The sequence below is a fragment of the Acinetobacter sp. CWB-B33 genome (assembly GCF_039655955.1).
GTDB lineage: Bacteria > Pseudomonadota > Gammaproteobacteria > Pseudomonadales > Moraxellaceae > Acinetobacter > Acinetobacter bouvetii.
The window spans coordinates 311,954-336,285 of the sequence record NZ_JAGFEU010000001.1 but is presented as its reverse complement, the minus strand read 5'-3'; the positions used below and the strand labels follow the sequence as shown (position 1 = coordinate 336,285).

Below are 24,332 nucleotides of genomic sequence, written 5' to 3'. Positions count from 1 at the left end.
AACTGATCTCAAGTTAACAATAATAGAGGAATAAGATGATGAATGCTTATTTACACCGCAGTGAATCCCGTGGACATGTAAAAATGGGCTGGCTGGAATCTAAACACAGCTTTTCCTTTGGCAACTGGTATGACCCAAAACATATGGGTATCAGCGCGCTGCGCGTGATTAATGATGACTTGATTGCCGAGCATCAAGGCTTTGGCCAGCACCCGCATGACAACATGGAAATTTTAACCTGCGTGTTAAAAGGCACCATTACGCATAAAGACAGCATGGGCAACCATGGCGGTATTGCAGCAGGCGAATGGCAACTGATGAGCGCCGGCACGGGTATTCAGCATAGTGAAATGAATCAGGGTGATGAACAGGCGCATTTACTGCAGATTTGGATTATTCCCAATGAACGCAATGCTGAACCGACATATCAGCAAATTAAATGTGACCCGCGCGAGCAGCCTAATCAGTGGCACCTGATTGTTGGGCCAAATGCCAATGCGCCGATGCACATCCGTCAAAATGCTGAGGTGAAAACTGCCTTCATTGAAAAAGGCCAATCTTTGGAAGTGAAAGCCGTACAGCACATCAATTATGTGCATGTCATTTCAGGTGCGGTGCAAATAGATGAACATACTGTCAATGCAGGTGATGCCATTGCATTTGTCGACGCTGCGCAAATGAAGGCGCTGGAAGATGCGCAAGTGATTTGGTTTGATTTGCCTGAAAATATTCAGTAATTTCACCATCTGAAATGAGCAATAAAAGAGCCTTCGCGATGAAGGCTTTTTTATGTGCGGCGCATTCAGTATGCATGAGCAGAGCATGAATCACTTGAATAGCCTTAAACTTTTTCCAGTGTTGATCTGTCAACACGGTACAAGGCATAGCCAATAGTAGAATTAGGTTTGGCGATTTAATTCTGCTAATTTGCTATTTTTTAAGCTAAAAGCGTCAGCACAATCTAAAAACATATTGAGCATTTTTTAATCAAAAGATCTAATTTACACCTCTTACCAATCGACATTTACACGGCGATTAGGCCCAAGGCAATCAATTAAACTTGCACTGCGCTGACCATTCTCACACTTTTGATATAAATCAGTTTTACTGTTTCCTTCAATCCTAATCCTATTCGGCGATACACCATATTGAACCAGTAACTGAGCCACGGTATTGGCGCGCGCCTGAGAAAGCTTCTGATTATAGTCATCTGAACCTAATCGATCCGTATAACCCGCCACAATGACAGAGCTGGTCTGGCTGGTTTGATTAATGCGATTTGCCAATGCTTTTATAGAGTTTTCACCTGTCACAATTCCTGCTGCATCTGAACAGTCAAATTCAAAAAGAATGTCGGCTGCAGTCTCTGTTGCATCTGCAGTTTCAGCTGCTAGCGGTACTAGTTGAGGCTTTGCTGCTGGCTCGGAATACTGCGTAAGTTTTTCACAAGCATCGCCTTTCCAGCTTAAACGTTCAGACAACGTTTGACGGTCAAAGTCAACTCTTAACTGACAGCGTTTATATTGCTGGGTATTCGGCACTCGAATGTCTAAAACATAGTTCCACGTTTTAGCGCCAAATACGCCTTCATTAAATTGCGGATCACCTAAGATATGCCGAAATTGATTCTTATCCAAACCCACATCGAGCCGTGCAATATCATTCACTTCATAACGCTTAACTTGTTTCAAATAGCTTTTCTTGAGTTCCGGAAAACTGACTTGCTGATCTGTTGCAGCAGGCGATTCTGCTGCAATAGTCGATAACGGAACACACAACATCACACAATAAAGAAGTATATTTTTCATAGCAGTTATTCTCATTCATATTCTAAGTAAAATGGACAAATTTAAGGGCTTAGCTTAAAGGTCTAATCAATCACACCACTTAATCCAATACGTACACTTGGATCGCCCTGTGATGCCGCAGCCACGCCGCCAGTCAATGACCAGCGTCCATTGTCAGCAGTCTTACGCAATGTGACACCAACAGCATTTTCCCCGCCATGGTATGCGGCCCCAACAGCATAGGTGAATTTTCCTGCTACAAATGGTGCACCCTCCATTGCCATAGCAGCGGCAATGCCTGCATTTGCCTTTTTCTCTACATCGTCTATTCGTCCATTGGTGTCATAGAATACCTGCTCTATACGGTCTCCTAAATTTGTAATTTTATTGCCTAAATCAATGTCCGCCTGATTAAGCGCGCCTAAAGCATCGCCTACATTATGGTAGGTTCCATTGTTTACATTATAGGTTGGGGCTGTAAATTGTCCGTTTTCATATTTTGCGCCCCCACCTAATGATGTCGTAATATATTGGTTTGAGGTATTTAGCTGCGAACCATTTACTGCATCTTTAGACGTGCTTGAAACTTCACCTGCTGCCACATTGGTAATTTTTTTGTTGCCCGCATTAATTCCATTTTGGTCAATGACAACATCTCCAACTTTGACTGTATTTGCAGTGACCGTATTGGATGTCACTGAATTGAATTTCACATCATCCGCCGTCGCAACCTTATATTCTTTCCCGCCAGAGCTATTCGTTGTTTCTGTAACAGTCATATTTTGACCCGCAACCACGGTAGAATGCTGCCCAGCTTTTTGATTGATCGAACTAATGGCGTCATTAATATTCGTCGCACCTGTCCCGCCTATGTTCGTAATGGTATTTCCATCACCGCCTTGGAATGCGCCATCACCAATAATGTCGTGAATCTGGCTGCCGTTGACAGCATCTTTGCTGTTTTGTGCGATGCTGCCTTCAGCAACATTTGTCACTTTAGTGCCTGCCGCATCTATGCCATTTTTCGTAACACTTGGCCCGCCCTTGATCGTTAATCCATTATTGTTAACAACAGTATCTCCAGCCGTAACGCTATCCACCTTAATATCTTTGGCCAATTCAACACTGACGTTGTTTCCGCTATTATTGATATTAATATTTCCATCTTTACTAGAAAAATCAACAGTATCCGCCGGTTTCACTTGGCTAGTATTTCCCCCATTAGTCGTTAAGTTCCATCCTTTGTTTGCATTCTGAGCGATATCACTCACTTGTTTTAACTGATCTTCTGTCGCAGCTTGTCCACTGACAAAGTTATTCGGATCAAAGGTTTTATTGGTTAGACCGCCGATGGTTCCTGTAGAACCATTTACCATGATAGGGTTTGCTCCACCCACAATAATTTGGGTTGGGCCTACCTGAGTTTGATATGTACCATTACTGACACTGATATTGCCTGCGCCAATTAGGCTGCTGTTGATGCCATCACTGACCGCAGTCCCGTCAACTGTACTAATATTCGATTTGTTACCATCTTTGAGTTCAACTTTTCCATCGGAAATTTTACTTTTTCCGACAGTCAAGCTGCCTGTAGCCGTTAAATCAATATTTTTAGCTAGTTCAACTTGAACTTTTCCACCAGAAACTTTGGTACTGATGTTGCTATCTGCACCAATCACATCAATGGTTTCGCCTAGTTTCTTCGTAACAGTAGTGCCATCCTCAGCTTTTAAGCCAAAGCCAGCATCTGTTAGCCCTGTTTGCATTGCTTTCAGCTGTTCTTCGGTTGCTGCGCGGCCAGCTGTCGCAAAGTCACTGCTAGTGGTGGTTTTATTGGTTAAACCTTCAAGCGTGCCTTTATTCGCGTCAAGTACAACATTATTTACAGTATTCTTAACAATAATACTGCCTGCATTTATAGCACTTTGAGTGGCGCCATCCTGCACTGTCACGCTATCTTTATTGAGGACAGTCTTGTCTGTTCCAGTACCTGCGGTGACACTGTCAATATTCAGATCTTTATTTAAGCTGAAATCAATTGTTGTTGTTCCATTACCGTCGTTTGCCGCAGCAACTTTTAAGTTATTCTCACCCGTTGCTAATCCAATATCGACAGTATCTCCTGGTTTGACCTGTGTTGTTCCTAAAACGGTGTCTGTTTTAACATTCCAGCCTTGGTTGGCATTTTGAGCAACATCACTGACTTGCTTTAATTGCTCTTCTGTCGCAGCCTGCTTTTGATTATATGTTCCATTTGGGTCCCATGCCGTATTGCTTAATCCACTCACACGCCCAGTAGAACCGTTTACTGTAACTTGATTGGCACCGCCCACAATAATTTGGGTTGGGCCTACTTCAGTTTGATACGCGCCATTACTCACATGAATAACACCTGCACCTACAGTGCTGATATTACTTCCATTGCTTACAGTCGTTCCGTCAACTGTACTAATATTCGATTTGTTGCCATCTTTGAGTTCAACTTTTCCATCGGTAATTTTGCTTTTTCCAACGGTTAAACTGCCGGCAGAAGTTAGATCAATATTTTTAGCTAACTCCACTTCCACTTTTCCGCCAGACACTTTCGTGCTGATATTGCTATCTGCACCAATCACATCAATAGCTTCACCCAATGTTTTAGTTACAGTATTGCCATCTTCTGCGGTTAAGCCAAAGCCTGCATTGTTTAGGCCCGTTTGCATTGCTTTCAGCTGTTCTTCAGTCGCCGCACGGCCTGCTGTCGCAAAGTCACTGCTGGTGGTGGTTTTATTGGTTAAGCCTGTAATGGTTCCAATATTGCCATTGATCGTCACAGGATTGCCGCCTGTGGCTGGTCCAATTTTAACGACAGGCTCTAAACCGAAAGTAATGCCGTTGTTACCCGTATTGGTAATTTTAATATTACTGTCGGCCGCACTAAAATCAACATTCTCCCCCAGCGCAATGGTATCTTTGGCTGTGGTGTCTGCATTTGCACTGACACTAAACCCTCTATCAACAATCTGCTTAATTTGACTGCCATTGACAGCGTCCATCGAACTATCGGTAATATCGCCAGCTGCAACATTGGTAATTTTATTGGTGCCTGCATTAATGCCTGTCACCGTCACGCTCGGTGAGTTTGGCACTGCGCCGCCGCTTGAATTCACAAAGGTTAAGCCTTTGCTGTCAATAACCGTTCCCCCTGCGTTGACACTGTCGAGCTTAATGTCTTTAGCAAGTTTTATCGTGAGCTTATTATCGGTACCGTCTGCGACCACGCCAATATTGTTATCCGTCAGATTTGATGCAACGGATTCTCCACCGACAATACTTAAGCGCTGCCCTAATCTTCTGTCGACATTTACCCCCGCATTGTCCCCGACAAAACTGAGCGGTGTAGCCAGCTGATCTTCTGTTGCAGCCCGCCCAGAAACATAATTCACTGGATCAAAGGTGGTATTGGTCAAGCCTGTAATCGTGCCATTTTTACCATTAAGCGCAATGGTTGAACCTCCTGGAAGGCCGCCAATATTCACCACTTCCGCCAATTTCAAATCAACATCTGCACCAGTATTGCTAATAACTAAATTGCTGTCGCTATTTGAAAAATCGACCGTCTCATCTGGTGCAATATTAGTACTGCTGCTTACGTCTTTATTGGTGGTTAAGTTCCAGCCCTTATTCGCATTTTGAGCCACATCACTGACTTGTTTTAATTGCTCTTCTGTAGCAGCTTGTTTTTGATTATAAATCCCATTGGGGTCCCATGCCGTATTGCTTAACCCACTCACACGCCCAGTGGAACCGTTTACAGTAACTTGATTTGCACCACCAACAATAATTTGGGTTGGGCCTACTTGGGTTTGATATGTACTGTTACGAATACTAATATTGCCTGCGCCAATTAAGCTGCTGTTCGTACCATCACTAACAGTAGTCCCGTCAACTGTACTAATATTGGATTTGTTACCATCTTTTAATTCAACTTTTCCATCGGTAATTTTGCTTTTTCCAACGGTTAAACTGCCAGCAGCCGTTAAATCAATATTTTTAGCTAACTCCACTTCCACTTTGCCGCCAGACACTTTCGTGCTGATATTGCTATCTGCACCAATCACATCAATAGCTTCACCCAATGTCTTAGTTACAGTATTGCCATCTTCTGCGGTTAAGCCAAAGCCTGCATTGTTTAGGCCCGTTTGCATTGCTTTCAGCTGTTCTTCAGTCGCCGCACGGCCCACTGTCGCAAAGTCACTGCTGGTGGTGGTTTTATTGGTTAAGCCTGTAATGGTTCCAATATTGCCATTGATCATCACAGGATTGCCGCCCGTGGCTGGTCCAATTTTAACGACGGGCTCTAAACCGAAAGTAATGCCGTTGTTGCCCGTATTGGTAATTTTAATATTGCTGTCGGCCGCACTGAAATCAACATTCTCCCCCAGCGCAATGGTATCTTTGGCTGTGGTGTCTGCATTTGCACTGACACTAAACCCTCTATCAACAATCTGCTTAATTTGACTGCCATTGACAGCGTCCATCGAACTATCCGTAATATCGCCAGCTGCAACATTGGTAATTTTATTGGTGCCTGCATTAATGCCTGTCACCGTCACGCTCGGTGAGTTTGGCACTGCGCCGCCGCTTGAATTCACAAAGGTTAAGCCTTTGCTGTCAATAACCGTTCCCCCTGCGTTGACACTGTCGAGCTTAATGTCTTTAGCAAGTTTTATCGTGAGCTTATTATCGGTACCGTCTGCGACCACGCCAATATTGTTATCCGTCAGATTTGATGCAACGGATTCTCCACCGACAATACTTAAGCGCTGCCCTAACCTTCTGTCGATATTTACCCCCGCATTGTCTCCGACAAAAGTGAGCGGTGTAGCCAGCTGATCTTCTGTTGCAGCCCGCCCAGGAACATAATTCACTGGATCAAAGGTGGTATTGGTCAAGCCAGTAATCGTGCCATTTTTTCCATTAAGCGCAATGGTTGAACCTCCTGGAAGGCCGCCAATATTCACCACTTCCGCCAGTTTCAAATCAACATCTGCGCCGGTATTGCTGATAACTAAATTGCTGTCGCTATTTGAAAAATCGACCGTCTCATCTGGTGCAATATTAGTGCTGCTTACGTCTTTATTGGTGGTTAAGTTCCAACCCTTATTGGCATTCTGGGCCGTGTCATTGACTAATTTAAGCTGTTCTTCAGTCGCTGCTCGGCCCACTGACGCAAAGTCAGCTGCCGTGAGTGTCTTGTTGGTTAGCCCCGTTAAAGTACCTGTTGTGCCACTGAGCAATACATTATTGGCCGCATTTTTTAAGTTAATGCTGCTGGCATCGCTGGTATTGCTGTTTGCGCCAGAGGCAATCACGTTTTGAGTGGAAGTACCAACATTGCTGTTATTTGCGCCGTCTTTAATTTCAACCCGGCCATCCGTCACTTTGGTTGTACCCACAGTCAAACTGCCTTGTGCAGTAAGGTTTACATCTTTTGCCAATTTAAGCTGCAAAGTATCTGTACCATTTGCGACAACACCAATATTGCCCTCGGTAAGCACTCCTGTGGCGCCCCCTTTAACATCAAGCTGCTGCCCTAATTTACGCTCCACCTTGGCGCCACTATCACCAGCAAAACTCAGCGCAGTATCGGCTAAGTCTGTAATCGCCTGATTGGTTTGATAGAGTTGGCTGCCATTAACCGCATCTGTACTTGAACTGCTAATCCGCCCTGCCGCAACATTAACAATGGTTCGCTCAGATCCAGCATCTCCGACGCTTACACTCGATGACGCAGTTGGAGCGCCTGCAAAGTTATAGGTTTTTCCATTAATTGTGGTTGATGAAGTGGCAACATACGCCGCAGAAACCGAATTATTCCCAAGAACGACGGCGTTTTCATGCGAAGCTGTTGCTGATTTACCAAATACAGATGCACCTTTAGCCGTTACGGAAGCACTGTTCCCTATAGCAACTGCATCTTCCTGCAGCGCTGTCGAACTTGTACCTAAAGCAATCGAGTTCAATGCATTGGCATTGGACTGTTTGCCCAATGCAATTGCATTCACGCCATTTGAGGTTGCATTATTGCCTATCGCGGTTGCATCACGGGCACGGCTGATACTATTCACGCCAAAAGCAATTGCATTTTCACCTGAGCTTTCAGCATTTTGCCCGATTGCTGTCGCTTTTGCAGCAAAACTCTTTGCCTGTGAACCAATTGCCAAACCATCTTGCGCTGTACTATTGGCATCAGACCCGATTGAAGTCGAGCTAATACCCGAAGCTTTAGAATTATCCCCAAATGCCATCGCATCTTCTGCACTGGCATTCGCAAAGCGCCCTAGAGCAACTCCCTGAGCACCACTGACTTTAGCCTGATAACCAATGGCGGTGCCATTATCCCCTTGTGAAAGGGCTTGACGTCCAATTGCAATGCCCTGATTGGCAGAATTGACTTCTGCTTCACTTCCGACCACAACTGCGTAATCAGATTTCGTTCCATCAGCTTCTGAGCCATTGCCTATCACAATGGTATCTGCACCACGGCTTTCAGCACTTTTACCCATCGCAATATTATTTGTACCCGATGCAATCGAAGAATCACCAATTGAAATTGAAGAAGCGCCAACAGCACCTGCACCTGCTCCAATTGCAACAGCACGCTCTCTGGCTGCAATTACATTATTACCGAGCGCGACACTCCCGACTGCAAGTGTTGAAGTACTCGCGCTTGGACCAATGGCTAATGAATCATCCCCGCTTGCACCCGAATTATTTTTATTATCCATATCGCTTGTTTTGACTGAAAAATACTGCGGTCCAGCTTCGGCAACTGCTGCTTTCAACTGCCCAACATTAACAGCTGAAGTCAGATCATTATTATCCGCCTTCACATTACGAATAATGGTTCCATCTGCGCCGACTAAATTTACCACTGACTTGTCTGAGTTATAAAGTACAGCATCGGGTACAATGCCGCCAATTTGCCCACTTCCCAACAAGTCAAAAGCATCTTGAATGGTGGTTGGCAACTTGGTGGTATTCCCTGTCGAATCCTTCACATTGACTTGAATTAAAGGCAACTTACCATTACTGTCAACAGCCGCAGGGTTTCCAGTTGAATCTGTTGCCCCCATCACACGAATAATATCATTCTGTAATGCCTTAATCTGATTAACCGTCACGGCATCTTGTCCATCCGAACCATCAGCAACATTGGTAATTCGGCGTTGTACCGTGGAACTGCCAACTGAGACAATGTTTAAACCGCCAATTCCAGCAGATGAATTTGTAATATACCCATCACCTAATGAATTCGTTTGAGCAACACTGCCTGCTCCCAATGCAACGTCGTTTTGGTTGGCGACAGAATCTAAGCCGATGGCAACGCCTGATGTTCCGATCACACTGGAATCATAGCCTAATGCTATCCCTCCTTGAGCAGCATTGGCTCGCGTCCCTATTGCAACAGCCAAACTTTCAGTAATCGTTGCTGCACCTAAAGCTACGGAACTTTGTATCGTGTCATTTCTGTCTTTATTACTGCCAAAACCAATGGAAATATTTTGATTCCCAGATAAATTAGACCCGGCATCTGTACCTAATGCAATATTGTAATCTGAACTTGTTGTATTCAACGCTGAGTTGCTGCCTGCTCCCACCCCAATCGCAATAGACTGATTACCTTCAATATTTTGTCCTGAATTTGCCCCGATTGCGATATGGCCATTACGGTCTACGGTACCAGAGCCAATTGAGCCAGCCCCTGCATTACTACCAATCGAAATTCCATCAGCAACACTGGCTTTAGCCCCATCACCAACAGCTACAGAACTGGCGCCTCCCGATGCAGTTTGGTTACCAATTGCGACACTCGCACTCCCACCTGCAGCTGCAGCATTGCCCACCGCGGTGGCATTGGTCGTTGCCGAAGCTAATGTTCCAATAGCATTTGCGTTGCTCCCTCCGGCATTTGCGCCATTACCAATTGCATTTGAATTGGTTCCTGTTGCTAATGCTGCATTACCAACGGCGACACTTGATGGACCGCCAGCAAGAGTAGATGCGCCCAGTGAAACACTTTTGTCACCTACAGCCATATTTGCGCCATTTTGAATGGCGCTGACAAACTGGGTCACTTGTGCAGGTGTAACCGCTACACCGTTAATCTCCGTAATGCTTGAAATATCGGTACCTGTAGCAGTAACAGGAATTCCATTAATCGCTACAATTTGAGTACTTGAAATATTATAGGTGGGGGTAAGTGTCCGAGTTTGACCGCCATTACCAATAGAAGTCGAGTTTGCGCCTAGAGCACCTGTTTCTTTACCAAAAGCAATCGAATAATCATTTAAGGCATTTGCGGTATTACCTACTGCAATACTGTTTAATCCTGTTGCATTAGAAAAATGCCCAACAGCAATGGACGATTCACCTGTTGATTTTGCGACTGGGCCAATAGCAACTGAATCTAAACCTGTTGCCTCTGAATCAGCCAAGGTTGAATTGGTATGAAAATATTTAATCCCCTGACCGCTTTGGAATAGCAAATCATTAATTTGACCGCCTGTTATTGCATCGGTAGAGCCTGCTGCAATACTGCCGTCCGCCAAATTAGTTAGCTTATCTCCACCAACATCCAAACCATCTGCGGTACTGGATAAAGTTGTATTATTGCCCGCATCGCCAATTTTTACAGTGCTGAATTCAGGATTCTCAACCGTTGCGATTGAAATATTCGTTCCTGCATTGGCCACTGTTATATTTTTTCCATTCACAAAATTTACAGTATCCGTTGATTTAACAGCCGTCGCTGCTCCCCCATTGGTTTGTAAACTCCATGTTTGATTTTTCAGTGTATCTAAATCAGCAGCAGATGCTTTGCTTGCCAAGCCAGTTGTTGCATCATTAACTTGATTATTCAGCGTATTTAAACTGTTTTGAGTTTGATTTAAATCTGTTTGGGAAGCCTTGCTTGCAAGGCCTGTATTTGCATCATTGACCTGATTATCCAAAGTGTCAAAATCAGACTGAGATACCTTTGTCGCCAAACCTGTTGTGGCATTATGCACTTGATCATTCAGTATGTTTAAATCACTGCCAACAGCAGCCAAGGATATCCCGTTTGCAACCACGTCCCCAGTAGAAGTTAAAGCACCTGTCAGCGTAGTATCTCCGGCCACCGCGAGATTACCATTTACGTTCAAATTTTCATTAATATCCTGTGCCAATACAACACCAGAATTTAAAATTGATAATACTAAGACCGAACTTTGAATTAGTTTATTTACTGATGATTTCTTTTTACCTTTTGCTATTTCAGAAACTGCAACCCAAGCTCCTAAAATAACATTCCACACCAGCTTGTATACTTTATTCATATTATTTACCTATTTGGATTTATTAGAAGAATCACATTTTTATAAATAATAAAATGCACAATTTCTCCACTCTTTTACCAAAAGATACATTTATTAAACAAAGAAATGATACATTATAAAAAATACAACTAAAAAAAATATTTCATTATCAAATTATTACAATAAAATAACGTAATTTTCAAAATACCCACTATACATTTAAAGTTTTTATTTCAAATAAATTATTATATATTCACACAACACAATAAAATTTAATTAGTTTTTAAGAATCGGAAGACTAAAACAAGTTTTTATAAATACACTTCTAAAACAACCACTTAAAAAATAAATAAACTTTAAAAATGAACACCTAGACAAAACCAAAAACTGCTTCATTAAATAAATAGAATTGTAAATCTATTTCAGAAACATCTATTTAAAAGAATATTTAAAAAAAATTAAAGCACAGTACTGAAATACTGTTGTTTTTACCCTTTGCTATTTTTTTAGATTGGTCAGTTTCAATTTGGAAGCGTAGCTAGTACTTTACTTATCGCCATTGTATTAAATTTAATTGGTGTGCCAGTAAATAATAGAATTCTTTAGAAGAAATAGGCTTTGTTGTACAAAGGTTTAAAAGCTAGATTGCCACCTAAGCCACTCAAATTTAAGTGACAACTTAGGTATGAGGCCTGCCTAATTCCTAAATTTATTGAGTACTGCTATGCATGTGTGAATTACATTGACTTGGCTATTGAAGTTTCTAGCACTCTGTTTGTCACCTAATAATTTAATTTTAGTTTCTACCAAGCTGTGACGATGATAGCTAGGCCACTTTTTCCAAATCGTTCTTCCTAGGTGTTTAACTGTTTTAAGCAATTCATTTCTCTCTAAAGATCTCAGCGTCTTATCTTTCCATGGCCTTGCATTTTTTAGGTAGAAGCGCCGCATGTGCTTGTCGATCTGAAATGACTTATCGGCAGTATTTGGTGCCATAAGCTTCATCTGCATAGACAGAATAATTTGCTCATCAGGTGGGATTTGATCCATCGAATCACTGACATTCTTTGCAGTCATCTGAACAACCCTTATTTGCAAGGGTTCAGTATATCAATACCGCAATTAATCATTTCATTGTTGCAATGCATTTTTCATTTGTTCAAATGAATCCCCTTTAATTACTGCAACTTTTCACCCCCCAATTCATTCATTAATTCAATTCTGTAACTAGGCATTCCCAATATCTTATGATTCTTCTTTATCTCCACCTTGCACTTTATCTTTTAAAAAAGAAAATTCATCACAACTTGTGGCGTTATATTCATCTGGATATCTATACTGACACATTAATCCTAAATAACATAAAGGAAACTTTTAATATAAGACGCCTTCCAACAAGATACTCCGCTTAATTCATTAATAAGTGCATTTTATCCTTTAGAATTAGAAGAATATTCCCACACTCTATAAGGTATTATTTATGACTTTAACAGATGCATTACTTGAACTTTTTTGTTTTATTTTCAAATTTTTATAAATATTAATATAAAATTTAAATTTCTTCACATCTATTTATATTTATTAAATTTTATTTTCTAACAATTAATATCAGACAATACAACACCCATACTAAATTAGGTTTTACTCAATTAAATCACTACTAACATCATTTTCTCTTAAATATTCATCTCTATAATCCAATAAATCAAGAGAGCATCTTTTATTTTCACAAAAAATTGTTAATTTTTCAGCGATTCTTTCATTATTCTATTTAAATAATACTTTGACTATTGTAAAATATATCCAAATAAGATTTCACATCGGAAATATCAAAATTTATGATATTTTAAAATATTTATTTATAATTCTCTTAATACCTAGTAATTTCAATTTTATAATCCTTAAAGGTTTCTTGCACAAACCTACCATTAGATACGTATTCGGTAATATAATTTCGGATAAATAAGCCAGCACCTAAAATCTATCGTACAGCCAATTAGCCCACTTACAACCAAACTCTTATGAATAGAGATAATATTTCGATTTCATTTGCTCCTAGCACTCAATGGTATGCTCAGCTAAAAGGCGAACAAGGTCGAAATCAAACTTATTCTGATATTGCTGAATGAGCCTTCAATGATAAGTTTGTGCAACAAAGCCTATTTCCACCTAAATGTCTAATTCATGAGCTATTTTCTGTGTATTAAAAGTCTTTTTTTCACAGCCTAAACTGAATATAGAATTATTAAAGTTTTTTATATTGATTTCTTATTCAGTCTAAAACTATCCCATCTTTACTTTTTAAATCCAAAATTTTATTTGGGATAGGTTGTGGGGTAACCCACTAGGTAATAAAAAAGCCCTTGTAATAACAAGGGCTTTTTTAAGTATTTGGCGGAAGCGGTGAGATTCGAACTCACGGAGGGGGTAAACCCTCGTCGGTTTTCAAGACCGGTGCATTAAACCGCTCTGCCACGCTTCCATGGACGCCATCATATAAATAATTTTAACCTTTGGCAAATGCTTTTGGTTTTTTTTAGTTTAACTGTTCAAAATAAAATCAAAAATATATTAATCCGGCTTTTCAGACGGCTCATAACGAATTGCATTGATAAACCATGTTTTTTTACCTAAAGGCGTCATCACTTCTGCTTCGTCATCTACCTGTTTAGACAGCAAAGCACGCGCCATAGGTGAATCAATTGAAATATGCTGGGGATGGTGATCATATATTTCATCCACCCCGACAATTCTTAAAGTCTTTTGTTCACCTGCTTCATTTTCAATATCAACCCAAGCACCAAAATATACTTTGCCTGCTTGTTCTGCTGAAAAGTCGACAATATGCAGCTCTTCAAGCCGTTTTCCTAAGTAACGTACACGGCGGTCAATTTTACGCAAAATTTGCTTATTGTATTGGTAATCTGCATTTTCAGAACGATCACCAAGGCTTGCTGCCCAGTTCACTTTTTTTGTAATTTCAGGACGTTCTTCGTGCCATAAATGCTTTAATTCAGCAACCAGCAAGTCATGTCCACCGCGTGTAATTAAGTTAGATTTCATAATATTTTTTGGCTTGACTGTTGCTTTTCACGTACAGGAAATCACCATATTACCCTCTTTCTGCATATAAAAAAAGGCTATGAAATTAATTCATTAATAAAATTAACAAGTTATATTACAAATCTTCACTAATTCATGTACAAAATTTGACAAGCCTTTTTTTCATCTTTATTATGCGCACATCTTTTGATCTTGAGTGTTTTTTAATCAATACAGTTTTTCTGTATATTTCCCAACTAATCCTTAGTCATTTTGAATGACGTCATGACTGCCCAACCCTTATCGCATTTAGCTGACTTGTAAAAGTTACAGGCTTATTCGCCTTGGCTTTTTAGGGCATAAATACCTGTAGCGGAGACAACATGCACAGTAGTTCAACTTCTGGGTCGAGGCTTTGCCTTAACTCTTTAAAATCCCTCCCAATTAAAACACTTGCTTTTGGTACTTTGATTCTCCCATTCCACAGTATTAATGCAAGCAAAACAGCATATCAATTTGATAATGTCGTCAACACCAATAAATTGGTTGTTGTATCTGTGGTTAATCCCACTGCTGTCTTTGATGACAGTGAACATTTGCACGGTTTTGGCTATGATTTAGTCCGCAACTATGCAGACAGCTTAAACGTAAAGCTTGAGTTTAAAACGGTAGATGACAATGCCACGGCTCTGAAATGGGTTAAGCAAGGCAAAGCCAGCTTCGCCATGACGACTGCCAGTATTCAGACCATTGAAGGCAAAAATTTAACTTCATTTTCAGCGTCCTGCGGTGAAACTGCTTCCTTGCAGAAAAATGGCCTGAACACTGACTTAAACTGGGTCTTCAAAGCTGCCAATGATCCGCTCAGTGAAACAGCCAGCGGCTTTATTTGCCGCGCCAAACAAAGCGGCACGCTGCAGCAATTGGCGAATTTCTACAACCAAAATGTGATTAAAGAAGAATCCTGGGACAGCATTCAGCGCGATTTAAACAGCCGCATGCCAATTTATAAAGCCAGTTTTCAGCGTACTGCGCAGCAATACAATTTAGACTGGCATTTATTGGCTGCGATTGGCTATCAGGAATCGTATTTAAAGCCGAACTCTGTATCACCTACAGGAGTCCGCGGCTTAATGATGCTCACCAACAGCACAGCCAAAGCCATGGGTGTCAGCAACCGTACCGATCCTGCTCAAAGCATTCAGGGCGGCGCTAAATATTATGACTCCATGCTCGATCAGTTCTCGGATATTCCGTATCCTGACCGCAATTGGTATGCCTTAGTAGCTTATAATATGGGGCCGGGCGCTGTAAACCAGCTGCAAAACCGCATCAAGAACCAGGGCAAAGACCCTAATAAATGGGTCAATTTATACGCCTATCTCGACAGCAATAAAGCCAGCAATGGCCGTTACCGTCAGGCGGTGCAATATGTCACCCGCATCCGCGCTTATCTAGAGCACATTAAGACGACACCTCAGCTGGTGAATATATAACTACTGAGATCCAGTGCAAAAAAAAGCTTACCAGTCGGTAAGCTTTTTTTATGTAAGCGGATTAAGCCGTCAGCTCAAGCACTTTTTTAAATAAATCTTTTTGCTCTTGGCTTGGCTTGGCTGTTTGCAAAGCCATCAATTGCGACATATCGCCTTGAACTTTAATTTTGCCAGTCATGAAAGCCTGCATCGCAGCAGCCATGTCAAACTCAAGGAATACTTTGCGCAGTGTTTCTGCATCCATATTGAGCGTTGTCTTTGCATTGCCTGAAAGGCCTTTCTTAATTGCCCCGCCATCTAAAGATAATTCAGTATTGCCAGAAGCGTCTGCAACGACCAGGTTAATTGCCAGATTTGCCAATGCAGGCGGTAAGTTTAGGTTACCAGCTTGCGCAGTAAGAGTTTCGACAGTTGAAAACCAATCATCAGTTAAAAAAGCAGGCATGATGTTTCCTCAATTTATTTGTGCATTGTGTGAAGCCTATCCAGGCCACATCTTTTGAAGCTATTTTGCTTGTTGCCTGTTATAGCATGTAATTTTAACTTATGCCTAAAGTTTTTTGTACGCAGCGTTCAGTTTTTACTCAAACCCTATATAATCAATAAAAATCAAAAACATAAAAAAAGCATCTTTAAAATAAAGATGCTTTTTTGAATACAAATACAGGCTTAATCCGCAGCAAAACCTAAATTGACCATATTAATCCGCTTGCTTTCGCCTTCCGCAGCGTCTTCAGTTGAGCAGCTCTGCTTAAAGTCAAATTCACGCTCACTGTCCAGGGCTTCAAAGTCAAACAGCTCACGGTCAGCCAATTGGGATGGCGATACGTTCTGCAAAGCGCCAAAGATGCTGTGCAGGCGTTTTGGATAGTCTTTGTCCCACTGACGCAGCATATCATTCAGCATGGCGCGCTGCAGGTTTTCCTGCGAACCGCACAAGTTGCACGGAATAATCGGGAACTTGCGCATTTCTGCATATTTAATAATGTCCTTCTCTTCTACATAAGCCAAAGGACGGATCAAAATATTCTTTTTATCTGAAGATAACAGCTTTGGCGGCATCGCTTTTAAACTGCCCCCATGGAACAAGTTTAAAAAGAACGTTGCCAAGATATCATCACGGTGATGGCCAAGCGCCACTTTAGTTGCGCCAATTTCCTGCGCAAAGCCGTACAGTGAACCGCGGCGTAAACGCGAGCAGACTGCGCAATACGTTTTGCCTTCCGGCGTAAGCTTCTTGGTGATGCTGTAGGTGTCTTTTTCTAAGATGTAGTACGGAATGTTATTTTCTTCTAAATAACGCGGCAAAACATCTTCAGGAAAGCCCGGCTGTTTTTGGTCTAAATTCACCGCCACCACATCAAAATTGATCGGCGCGATGCGTTTGAACTGCAGCATGATGTCCAGCAAGGTATAGCTGTCCTTCCCGCCTGAAATGCACACCATCACTTTGTCGCCATCTTCAATCATTTTAAAATCACGAATGGCGTGTCCGACCTGACGGCGCAGCTTTTTCAGCAGACGGTAATACGCAGAGCTGGTTGGCAGTTCTGGTTTGAAATTAAATCCTTGTTCGGACTCAACTGGCGAGAACATAGACGAGTTAAACCTTAAAAAAAATACCGCGCAATTTTATCCGATTCGAAGTCATCACGCACCTAAAGAATGTAATTTCTGAAAAATGTAAAAACAATGTCATCTTTGGGTCATGGCGCGCATGATAATTTGAACGGTTAAGTTCATTTTTTAGCCAAGATGCTTACCTTTTGGACTTTTCCACAGTTGTCCACAAATCCTGTGGATAACTTTGTGGATTTAAAACAGCTTGACAGCGTGTCTTGCCCTGAGTTTAAGGCTTTTATTTAAATTGATCATTTTTTGATCGATTTAAAATACATTAAATAACAATGGCTTAACACTGTCAAGTTATGCCCGCTAAAAAAAAATTAATTTTTTTTTTGATTATTGAATCAGCAAAATGACTTGATTTTTACAAACTCGCTGAGAAATAAATTGATCATGCCTTTTCAATCATCTTTTTTTTGCTAAACTCTTAATAACTGTTGGGGACAGAAGTTTACTTACTTACTACAATGAACAATAATTTTGGGCTATTTATATTATCTGTATGCGGCACTGCGGCTATCTGTTTAGGCGCAGCTTCGGCGCATGCCGGTCAAATCTATATTTACAAAGACAACAACGGCAGTACACTGCTGACCAACCGCAAAAATTCAGACCGCTCACTGACCAAAGTAAAAGTGACGTATTACCCTGAAAGCAATATTCACAGCTACAGCAATTGGGGCGCCAGCGAATCGTCCGTTTTGCCAAGCTACAGCCGTAATAAAAATGCTTTTGACCACATTATCAAGCAGGCTGCACAGCAGCATGGCGTTGCTGAAGGCTTAATTAAAGCAGTCATGCATACCGAATCCGGCTTTAATGTGAATGCCCGCTCGCCTGTCGGCGCACAAGGCCTGATGCAGCTTATGCCAGCCACGGCAAGGCGTTTTAATGTTTCAAACGCCTTTGATCCTTATCAGAACATTATGGCTGGCGCGCGTTATTTGGCTTGGCTCAGCAAGCGCTTCAACGGCAACACCTCATTAGTGCTTGCCGGCTATAATGCCGGTGAAGGCAACGTGCAAAAATACGGCGGCGTCCCGCCTTTCCGCGAAACGCAAGATTATGTCCGCCGGGTCAGCAGCCGCTTCAGCAACTTATATTCCAATGGCTCAGGCCTGGTCAGCGATATTCCTTCTTCATCCTCACAGGGCAAAATTGTCGCCAGCTCTGGCGGCTATGAGCAGCCTGCAGCTGAACTGAAGGAATCAAAATATCAGCGCCATATCATTCGCACAGCAGACGGCAATTATACCGATGCGCCAGGATCATACGCGACAGCAAATGCATCTGCTTCAGCGCATATTTACTTCAAAGAATAGAATTCAGCTTTTTTGATTTTTCTGCAGGATTTACGTTTTTTTCCTTGAATTATGAGGAGTTTCACCTCATATTCTTTTAACTGATTTTGATTAGCAAATCAGATTATTTTTATTTTATAAGAGGATTTTCTCAATGATGCGGATTGGTTTGTTCTTGCTAACCAACCTCGCGGTACTGGTTGTAGCTGGCATTATCTTGTCACTCTTCGGTGTCGGCAGTTACCATGGCGCCGGCGGCTTAAACATCGGTAACCTGCTGGTTATCTGTTTTGTCTTCGGTATGGTTGGCTCTTTAATTTCCCTGTTCATGTCTAAATGGATGGCGAAGAAAACAACTGGTACTGAGCTTATTGACCCGAACGCTCCTCGTAGCCAAGCTGAAGCATGGTTATTACAAGAAGTTGCTCAACTCTCTCAACGCGCTGGCATTAATATGCCTGAAGTCGGTATTTTCCCATCGTATCAATCGAATGCTTTCGCCACTGGCTGGAATAAAAACGACGCGCTCGTCGCGGTTTCCACTGGCCTGCTGGAACGCATGAATAAAGATGAACTGCGTGCGGTCTTAGCGCATGAAATCGGCCATGTGGCCAACGGCGACATGGTGACCTTGGCGTTAATTCAAGGTGTCGTCAACGCTTTCGTGATGTTCTTTGCCCGTATTGTCGGCGATTTTATCGACCGCAATCTGTTTGGACGCGAAGAAGGTGAAGCGCCCGGCATCGCCTATTTCATTACGACCATTGTTTTAGATATTGTCTTTGGCATTTTAGCGTCTGCAATCGTTATGTGGTTCTCGCGTTACCGTGAATACCGCGCAGATGAAGCTGGCGCCCGCTTAGCAGGCAAACAGGCGATGATTTCAGCATTGCTTCGCCTGCAGGCCGAATCTGAACTGCCGGATCAAATGCCGAAAGAAATGAAAGCGTTTGCAATTGCGGAAGGTAAGGAACAAGGCTTTAGCTTAGCCGCTTTATTCCAGACCCACCCAACAATTGAACAGCGTGTCGCGGCTTTACAGCAATTAGATTGCCCTTAAGCCCGATCATCTCCTTTAAAAAAAGCCTCCTTACCGGAGGCTTTTTTGCAAGCGGCGCTTCAGTCTGCGGTCTGGATACAGCGCAATAAGCTACCATTGAGATCAATCATGCAAAATTGACGGATTTCAGCCAGATGCTGAATTTCAGTGATTCGCGCATGATTATATGACCGCCAATCAAAGCTAGACCAATATCGATAATAGCTTTCAATATCCTGTACACGGATGCAGGCACTGTGCCAAGAAGTCTGCGGGTCCAGCGCTGCATGATGAAAAAACTCCAGCACCATGCTGCCCAAGCGCATAATCATCCATTCGGCAGATTGATACTGCAGCTTAAAGCCCAACCCTTGGTAGAACAATGCCGTTTGATCAAAATCAACAGCAGGCAGATTTGCAGTGATTTGTCCTTCAAAATTCATTGGCTTGCCTATCCCGCATTCATCGATTGAAACCATTGCCATAGCCAGACACCGCCCATCCACATGGCAAAGCCGAGCAGCACAATAAACATCAGGCCAAGCAAATCCGGCAAGTGCAGCCAGATCCAAGCCACTGCTGGATTGCGCCAAAAGGCGGATTGCTGCTGCTTTTTCTCTAAATTTTCATGCAAAAAGGGATGCATCACATGCGATTCGCTGCTGATTTGATATTCAGTGCGGATATGCTCATGCACGACATCCAGCGCCTTGCGGCTCGGACGGATAAAGATATCAAACACTGTTCCTAAAATAGGGATAAAGCCGACTACAGCATCAATCATCGCCATTTTGAGCACCGGGCTGAGTTTATGCTGCGGCACACCAATTTGTTTCGCTTTATAAATCGCATAGCAGGTCAAAATAAACCCGGCTGCATCGCCTGCAATTGGAATGGTGCTCAGCGCGGCATCCGCCCCGATGCCCTGCTTGGTAAATGGAATCCGCACGACAGAATCCATCATATTGGCAAACTTTGCTAAATCGCGTTCTATGCGGATGACCTCTTGCTGTGTTAATTTTTTTTCCGGCATCAAGTTTTCCATCATTCCATCATCTTTATAGCGCTGTGCTGAATAAAGCATTTTATCGCGATGCTGTCTGCAGCATTCATTTATTTTTAAGAACGCCAGACGTATCCATCGTGTATACGGGCCTTGCATATCCATGGCTGCGCATGCGGGATTTATTTATCCGCCTTCATATGCCAATACAGCCACCCGTTGCAATCATTTAAGCATTTTTATACATTTTTTCTTCATTTTTATAGTATATAAACAAAGAGCTTCTCTATTGCTTCGATGCATCAATCAGCAATTGATGCCGGCATCTTCGCTTTCATTACCTTTATACGGAACTTTTCAGGCGCTACGGAAAGTAAAATAACTTATGCTCTCTCAATATTTTATCCAGCGGCCAATTTTTGCATTTGTACTCGCAATATTTGTAATGGCGGGTGGCCTATTTGCCTTAAAAAATCTTCCTGTAGAGCGCTATCCCGATATTGCGCCGCCCAGAATCGCCATCAGTGCCACCTATTCGGGCGCCGATGCCGAAACGGTAGAAGAAAGCGTCACACAAATTTTAGAAGAACAGATCAAAGGCCTGGATCACCTGCTGTATTTCAGCTCCAGCAGCGATTCCACAGGCCGCAGCCGGATTAATATCAGTTTTGAAAATGGCACAGACCCGGATACTGCGCAAGTTCAAGTGCAAAACTCAATCAACAGCGCACTCAGCCGCCTGCCTGAAGATGTGCAGCGCCAAGGCGTCGAAGTTTTTAAATCCCTCGGCGATACCCATATGGTTATTGGCCTGTATGATGAAAGCCGTAAAAGCAGCAATATCGAACTGTCTGATTATCTGCTGACACATTTAGAAAGTGAAATTTCCCGGGTCGAGGGCGTAGGTGAAGTGGATGTCTTCGGTTCGCAATTTGCCATGCGCATTTGGCTCAATCCAAATAAATTGCGTGAATACAAGCTCATACCAAGCGATGTGCAAAAGGCTGTAGAAGCGCAGAATACACAGGTCGCTGCCGGCGGCGTCGGCGAGCTGCCCGCAGTGAGTGAACAGTATTTAAATGCTAAAGTCACATCCGGCTCCCGCCTGAAAACAGCTGAGGAATTTAATGCGATCATTTTAAAGGCCAGCGCGGACGGCGGATTTGTCTACTTGAAGGATGTGGCCCGTGTTGAACTGGGCGCAGAGAATTATCAATCCTACAGCTCCATCAATGGCTACCCCTCTGCCGGCATGGCCATATCGCTGGCTTCTGGCGCCAATGCCATTGCAAGCTCTAAGCTGATCAATCAAACCGTAGAGCATATTGCTCAAACACTGCCGGCAGGCTACAAGCTGGTTTACCCGCGCGACAATACACCCTTTGTGCAAGAGTCAATTAAGGAAGTCGTTAAAACCCTGTTTGAAGCCATTTTACTGGTGGTTGCAGTCATGTTTTTATTTCTGCAGAACTGGCGCGCAACGCTTATTCCCGCCATTACTGTTCCTGTGGTGATTTTAGGCACTCTGGCGGTACTGTATGTGCTGGGCATGACCATCAATACCCTGACCCTTTTTGCTTTAGTGCTCGCCATCGGCTTGCTGGTTGATGATGCAATTGTGGTGGTTGAAAATGTCGAACGTCTGATGCATGAACAGCGCATGACAGCCAAGCAGGCGTCTATTGAGTCCATGCATGAAATCAGCGGCGCGTTAGTCGGCATTACGCTGGTGCTGACGGCTGTATTTATTCCCATGGCGTTTTTTGGCGGCTCGACAGGTGTAATTTACCGCCAATTTTCAATTACCTTAGTCACAGCCATGGCGATTTCGCTGTCTGTGGCGCTGGTGCTGACCCCTGCGCTGTGCGCATTAATCTTAAAGCCGGCCGGTCAGACCTACCGCTGGGCCGCCAGTTTTAACCGCGCCCTGCATCAAACCAAAAACAGATACATTCAGGTCTCGCAGCTGGCTATGCATAACCGTTTAGCCGCCTTGGTCATCGCAGGCGCACTGATCATTGTCTTTGCTTTATTTTACCGTGCGCTGCCGACCAGTTTTTTACCCAATGAAGATCAGGGTTCACTGAGCCTGCAAGTGACACTGCAAGACAATGCGCCAATGTCAAAAACCATTGAAACCGGTGAAGCGGTCCGCAGCTATTTTCTGGAACATGAAAAAGACAATGTTGATTTGGTCATGGTGCGTTATGGCCGCAACCGCACAGGGACAGGCCAGCATTTAGCTCAGGGCTTTATCCAGCTGAAACCGTGGGATGAACGTTCAGGCCAGGCGAACAGCGCAAATGCTATCCGCGAACGCGCCAACAAGTATTTCAGCAAAGACCCAAACGCCCGTATTAATATTTCAATGCCGCCTGTGGTTAATGGCTTAGGCGATACTGACAGCTTAACCTTTTGGGTGCGCGATATTAATGGCCAAGGGCGGCATTTCCTCAATCAAAAATTTGATGAGCTGAAAAATGAAGCCAAACATTTTGATGCATTTGAAAACCTTGATAAAAAATCTGCGCCAGATAAAGCAAAACTGGAAGTGCACATTGATCAAAAAGCCGCAATGGCTTCCGGCCTTGCCTTGACAGATATCAACAGCACCCTTTCAGCAGCCTTAGGCGGAAAATATATTAACGATTTTATTGACCGCGGACGCATCAAAAGGGTCATGATGCAAAGTGACGCCCCTTACCGCGCCAAGCCTGAAGATTTGCAGTACTGGAGTGTCAGAAACAGTAATAATGAAATGGTGCCATTTTCCAGCTTTTCGACCACTGGCTGGTCTGGAGGGCCGGAAATCGTTAACCGCTTTAATGGCTACAGTGCAGTCGAAATGGAAGCAGAGAAAGCGGCAGGCTTGAGTTCGGGTCAGGCAATGCAGCAAATTGAGCTGCTGGTCAATAAAGTGTCAGATGTCGATTTGGCCTGGAGCGGCTTATCTTTTGAAGAGCAGAAAACCAGCAACCAGGCATTCATGCTGTACCTGATCTCTATTGGCTTTATTTTTCTCTGCTTAGCGGCTTTATATGAAAGCTGGTCCATTCCGGCTGCAGTGATGGCCGCCATTCCGCTTGGCATAGGAGGAAGCATTTTATTTTCATTTATCGGCGGATTCCCAAATGATATTTATTTTCAGATTGCCCTGCTGACCACCATTGGCCTGTCCTGTAAAAATGCCATCCTTATTATTGAATTTGCAGATGCAGCGCAGCGTCAAGGCAAAAAGGCCGTTGAAGCCGCGATTGAAGGGGCCAGCCTGCGTTTCCGCCCTATCCTCATGACTTCTTTAGCCTTTGGCGCAGGCGTGATTCCGCTGATTTTCGCTCAAGGCGCAGGTGCGGTCAGCCGTCAGGAAATCGGCTTAAGCGTGTTTGGCGGTGTGCTGTTTGGGACCGTGCTGGTGCTTATTTTTATTCCTTTTGCCTTTGTTATGATCCGGTCTATATTTAAAGCGGCAGCAGTGGATCCCAAATAAATCCCGCGTTCACTCCCAAAGTTCAATAAAAAAAGACGCATGATGCGTCTTTTTTTATTGAACAGAATATTTTTATTCTGCAGGTGTTGCAGGTGTTGCAGGTGTTGCAGGTGTTGCAGGTGTTGCAGGTGTTGCAGGTGTTGCAGGTGTTGCAGGTGTTGCAGGTGTTGCAGGTGTTGCAGGTGTTGCAGGTGTTGCAGGTGTTGCAGG

Annotated in this window: 12 protein-coding genes, 1 tRNA gene and 2 pseudogenes; 6 read left to right on the top strand and 9 right to left on the bottom strand. The window is 43.1% G+C overall.

Annotated elements, in window-relative coordinates; all coding sequences use genetic code 11:
- Positions 1-38: 38 nt before the first annotated feature.
- The gene (locus JZ784_RS01620) at positions 39-737 is read left to right on the top strand and encodes a pirin family protein (RefSeq protein WP_346313552.1); all 699 of its coding nucleotides are present in this window, start codon (positions 39-41) and stop codon (positions 735-737) included.
- A gap of 273 nt (positions 738-1,010) precedes the next feature.
- Here the strand turns inward: JZ784_RS01620 and JZ784_RS01615 are convergent, their stop codons facing one another.
- From JZ784_RS01615 to JZ784_RS01605, 3 genes and pseudogenes are all read right to left on the bottom strand, one after another.
- The gene (locus JZ784_RS01615; protein ID WP_346313551.1) at positions 1,011-1,808 is read right to left on the bottom strand and encodes an OmpA family protein; all 798 of its coding nucleotides are present in this window, start codon (positions 1,806-1,808) and stop codon (positions 1,011-1,013) included.
- 62 nt (positions 1,809-1,870) lie between these two features.
- Positions 1,871-11,149, bottom strand: a complete 9,279-nt coding sequence (locus JZ784_RS01610) for an ESPR-type extended signal peptide-containing protein (RefSeq protein ID WP_346313550.1) — start codon at positions 11,147-11,149, stop codon at positions 1,871-1,873.
- 658 nt (positions 11,150-11,807) lie between these two features.
- Positions 11,808-12,232 (bottom strand): annotated as a pseudogene (locus JZ784_RS01605) (transposase); the annotation flags it as partial.
- Between the two features lie 854 nt (positions 12,233-13,086).
- Here JZ784_RS01605 and JZ784_RS01600 point away from each other — a divergent pair.
- Positions 13,087-13,245 (top strand): annotated as a pseudogene (locus JZ784_RS01600) (IS5/IS1182 family transposase); the annotation flags it as partial.
- Between the two features lie 275 nt (positions 13,246-13,520).
- Here JZ784_RS01600 and JZ784_RS01595 read toward each other — a convergent pair.
- Both JZ784_RS01595 and greB read right to left on the bottom strand, forming a co-directional pair.
- A tRNA-Ser gene (locus JZ784_RS01595) sits at positions 13,521-13,610 on the bottom strand.
- A gap of 89 nt (positions 13,611-13,699) precedes the next feature.
- Entirely contained in the window at positions 13,700-14,191 is a 492-nt protein-coding gene (gene greB / locus JZ784_RS01590; RefSeq protein WP_346313549.1) for a transcription elongation factor GreB, read from the bottom strand.
- A gap of 362 nt (positions 14,192-14,553) precedes the next feature.
- Between greB and JZ784_RS01585 the strand changes: the two genes are divergently transcribed.
- A complete protein-coding gene (locus tag JZ784_RS01585) occupies positions 14,554-15,666 on the top strand; it encodes a transglycosylase SLT domain-containing protein (RefSeq protein WP_005011336.1) in 1,113 nt (370 codons plus the stop codon).
- 61 nt (positions 15,667-15,727) lie between these two features.
- On the opposite strand, the gene JZ784_RS01580 is transcribed toward JZ784_RS01585, so the two are convergent.
- The gene (locus tag JZ784_RS01580) at positions 15,728-16,111 is read right to left on the bottom strand and encodes an SCP2 sterol-binding domain-containing protein (protein ID WP_005011337.1); all 384 of its coding nucleotides are present in this window, start codon (positions 16,109-16,111) and stop codon (positions 15,728-15,730) included.
- Positions 16,112-16,335: 224 nt separating this feature from the next.
- Complete coding sequence (ttcA, locus tag JZ784_RS01575; RefSeq protein ID WP_005011340.1) at positions 16,336-17,262, bottom strand: tRNA 2-thiocytidine(32) synthetase TtcA; 927 nt, start codon at positions 17,260-17,262, stop codon at positions 16,336-16,338.
- 497 nt (positions 17,263-17,759) lie between these two features.
- Between ttcA and JZ784_RS01570 the strand changes: the two genes are divergently transcribed.
- Together JZ784_RS01570 and htpX are read left to right on the top strand one after the other, a co-directional pair.
- Positions 17,760-18,614 (top strand): lytic transglycosylase domain-containing protein, encoded by an 855-nt coding sequence (locus tag JZ784_RS01570; RefSeq protein ID WP_005011341.1) that lies wholly within the window; start codon positions 17,760-17,762, stop codon positions 18,612-18,614.
- 133 nt (positions 18,615-18,747) lie between these two features.
- Complete coding sequence (gene htpX, locus JZ784_RS01565) at positions 18,748-19,653, top strand: protease HtpX (RefSeq protein ID WP_005011342.1); 906 nt, start codon at positions 18,748-18,750, stop codon at positions 19,651-19,653.
- A 59-nt stretch (positions 19,654-19,712) separates the two neighbouring features.
- Here htpX and JZ784_RS01560 read toward each other — a convergent pair whose 3' ends face one another.
- Positions 19,713-20,075, bottom strand: a complete 363-nt coding sequence (locus tag JZ784_RS01560; protein WP_346314237.1) for a hypothetical protein — start codon at positions 20,073-20,075, stop codon at positions 19,713-19,715.
- Positions 20,076-20,083: 8 nt separating this feature from the next.
- Positions 20,084-20,665: a DUF4112 domain-containing protein gene (locus JZ784_RS01555; protein WP_346314236.1), complete on the bottom strand. Its 582-nt coding sequence runs from the start codon at positions 20,663-20,665 to the stop codon at positions 20,084-20,086.
- A 355-nt stretch (positions 20,666-21,020) separates the two neighbouring features.
- Between JZ784_RS01555 and JZ784_RS01550 the strand changes: the two genes are divergently transcribed.
- Positions 21,021-24,122 (top strand): multidrug efflux RND transporter permease subunit, encoded by a 3,102-nt coding sequence (locus JZ784_RS01550; RefSeq protein WP_346313548.1) that lies wholly within the window; start codon positions 21,021-21,023, stop codon positions 24,120-24,122.
- The last annotated feature ends 210 nt before the right edge of the window (positions 24,123-24,332 follow it).

Excerpts from the sequence above, each read along its gene's own strand:
- JZ784_RS01620 (WP_346313552.1), top strand. The coding sequence starts at position 39 with ATGAATGCTTATTTACACCGCAGTGAATCCCGTGGACATGTAAAAATG.
- JZ784_RS01615 (WP_346313551.1), bottom strand. The coding sequence starts at position 1,808 with ATGAAAAATATACTTCTTTATTGTGTGATGTTGTGTGTTCCGTTATCG.
- JZ784_RS01610 (WP_346313550.1), bottom strand. The coding sequence starts at position 11,149 with ATGAATAAAGTATACAAGCTGGTGTGGAATGTTATTTTAGGAGCTTGG.
- greB (WP_346313549.1), bottom strand. The coding sequence starts at position 14,191 with ATGAAATCTAACTTAATTACACGCGGTGGACATGACTTGCTGGTTGCT.
- JZ784_RS01585 (WP_005011336.1), top strand. The coding sequence starts at position 14,554 with ATGCACAGTAGTTCAACTTCTGGGTCGAGGCTTTGCCTTAACTCTTTA.
- JZ784_RS01580 (WP_005011337.1), bottom strand. The coding sequence starts at position 16,111 with ATGCCTGCTTTTTTAACTGATGATTGGTTTTCAACTGTCGAAACTCTT.
- ttcA (WP_005011340.1), bottom strand. The coding sequence starts at position 17,262 with ATGTTCTCGCCAGTTGAGTCCGAACAAGGATTTAATTTCAAACCAGAA.
- JZ784_RS01570 (WP_005011341.1), top strand. The coding sequence starts at position 17,760 with ATGAACAATAATTTTGGGCTATTTATATTATCTGTATGCGGCACTGCG.
- htpX (WP_005011342.1), top strand. The coding sequence starts at position 18,748 with ATGATGCGGATTGGTTTGTTCTTGCTAACCAACCTCGCGGTACTGGTT.
- JZ784_RS01560 (WP_346314237.1), bottom strand. The coding sequence starts at position 20,075 with ATGAATTTTGAAGGACAAATCACTGCAAATCTGCCTGCTGTTGATTTT.
- JZ784_RS01555 (WP_346314236.1), bottom strand. The coding sequence starts at position 20,665 with ATGCCGGAAAAAAAATTAACACAGCAAGAGGTCATCCGCATAGAACGC.
- JZ784_RS01550 (WP_346313548.1), top strand. The coding sequence starts at position 21,021 with ATGCTCTCTCAATATTTTATCCAGCGGCCAATTTTTGCATTTGTACTC.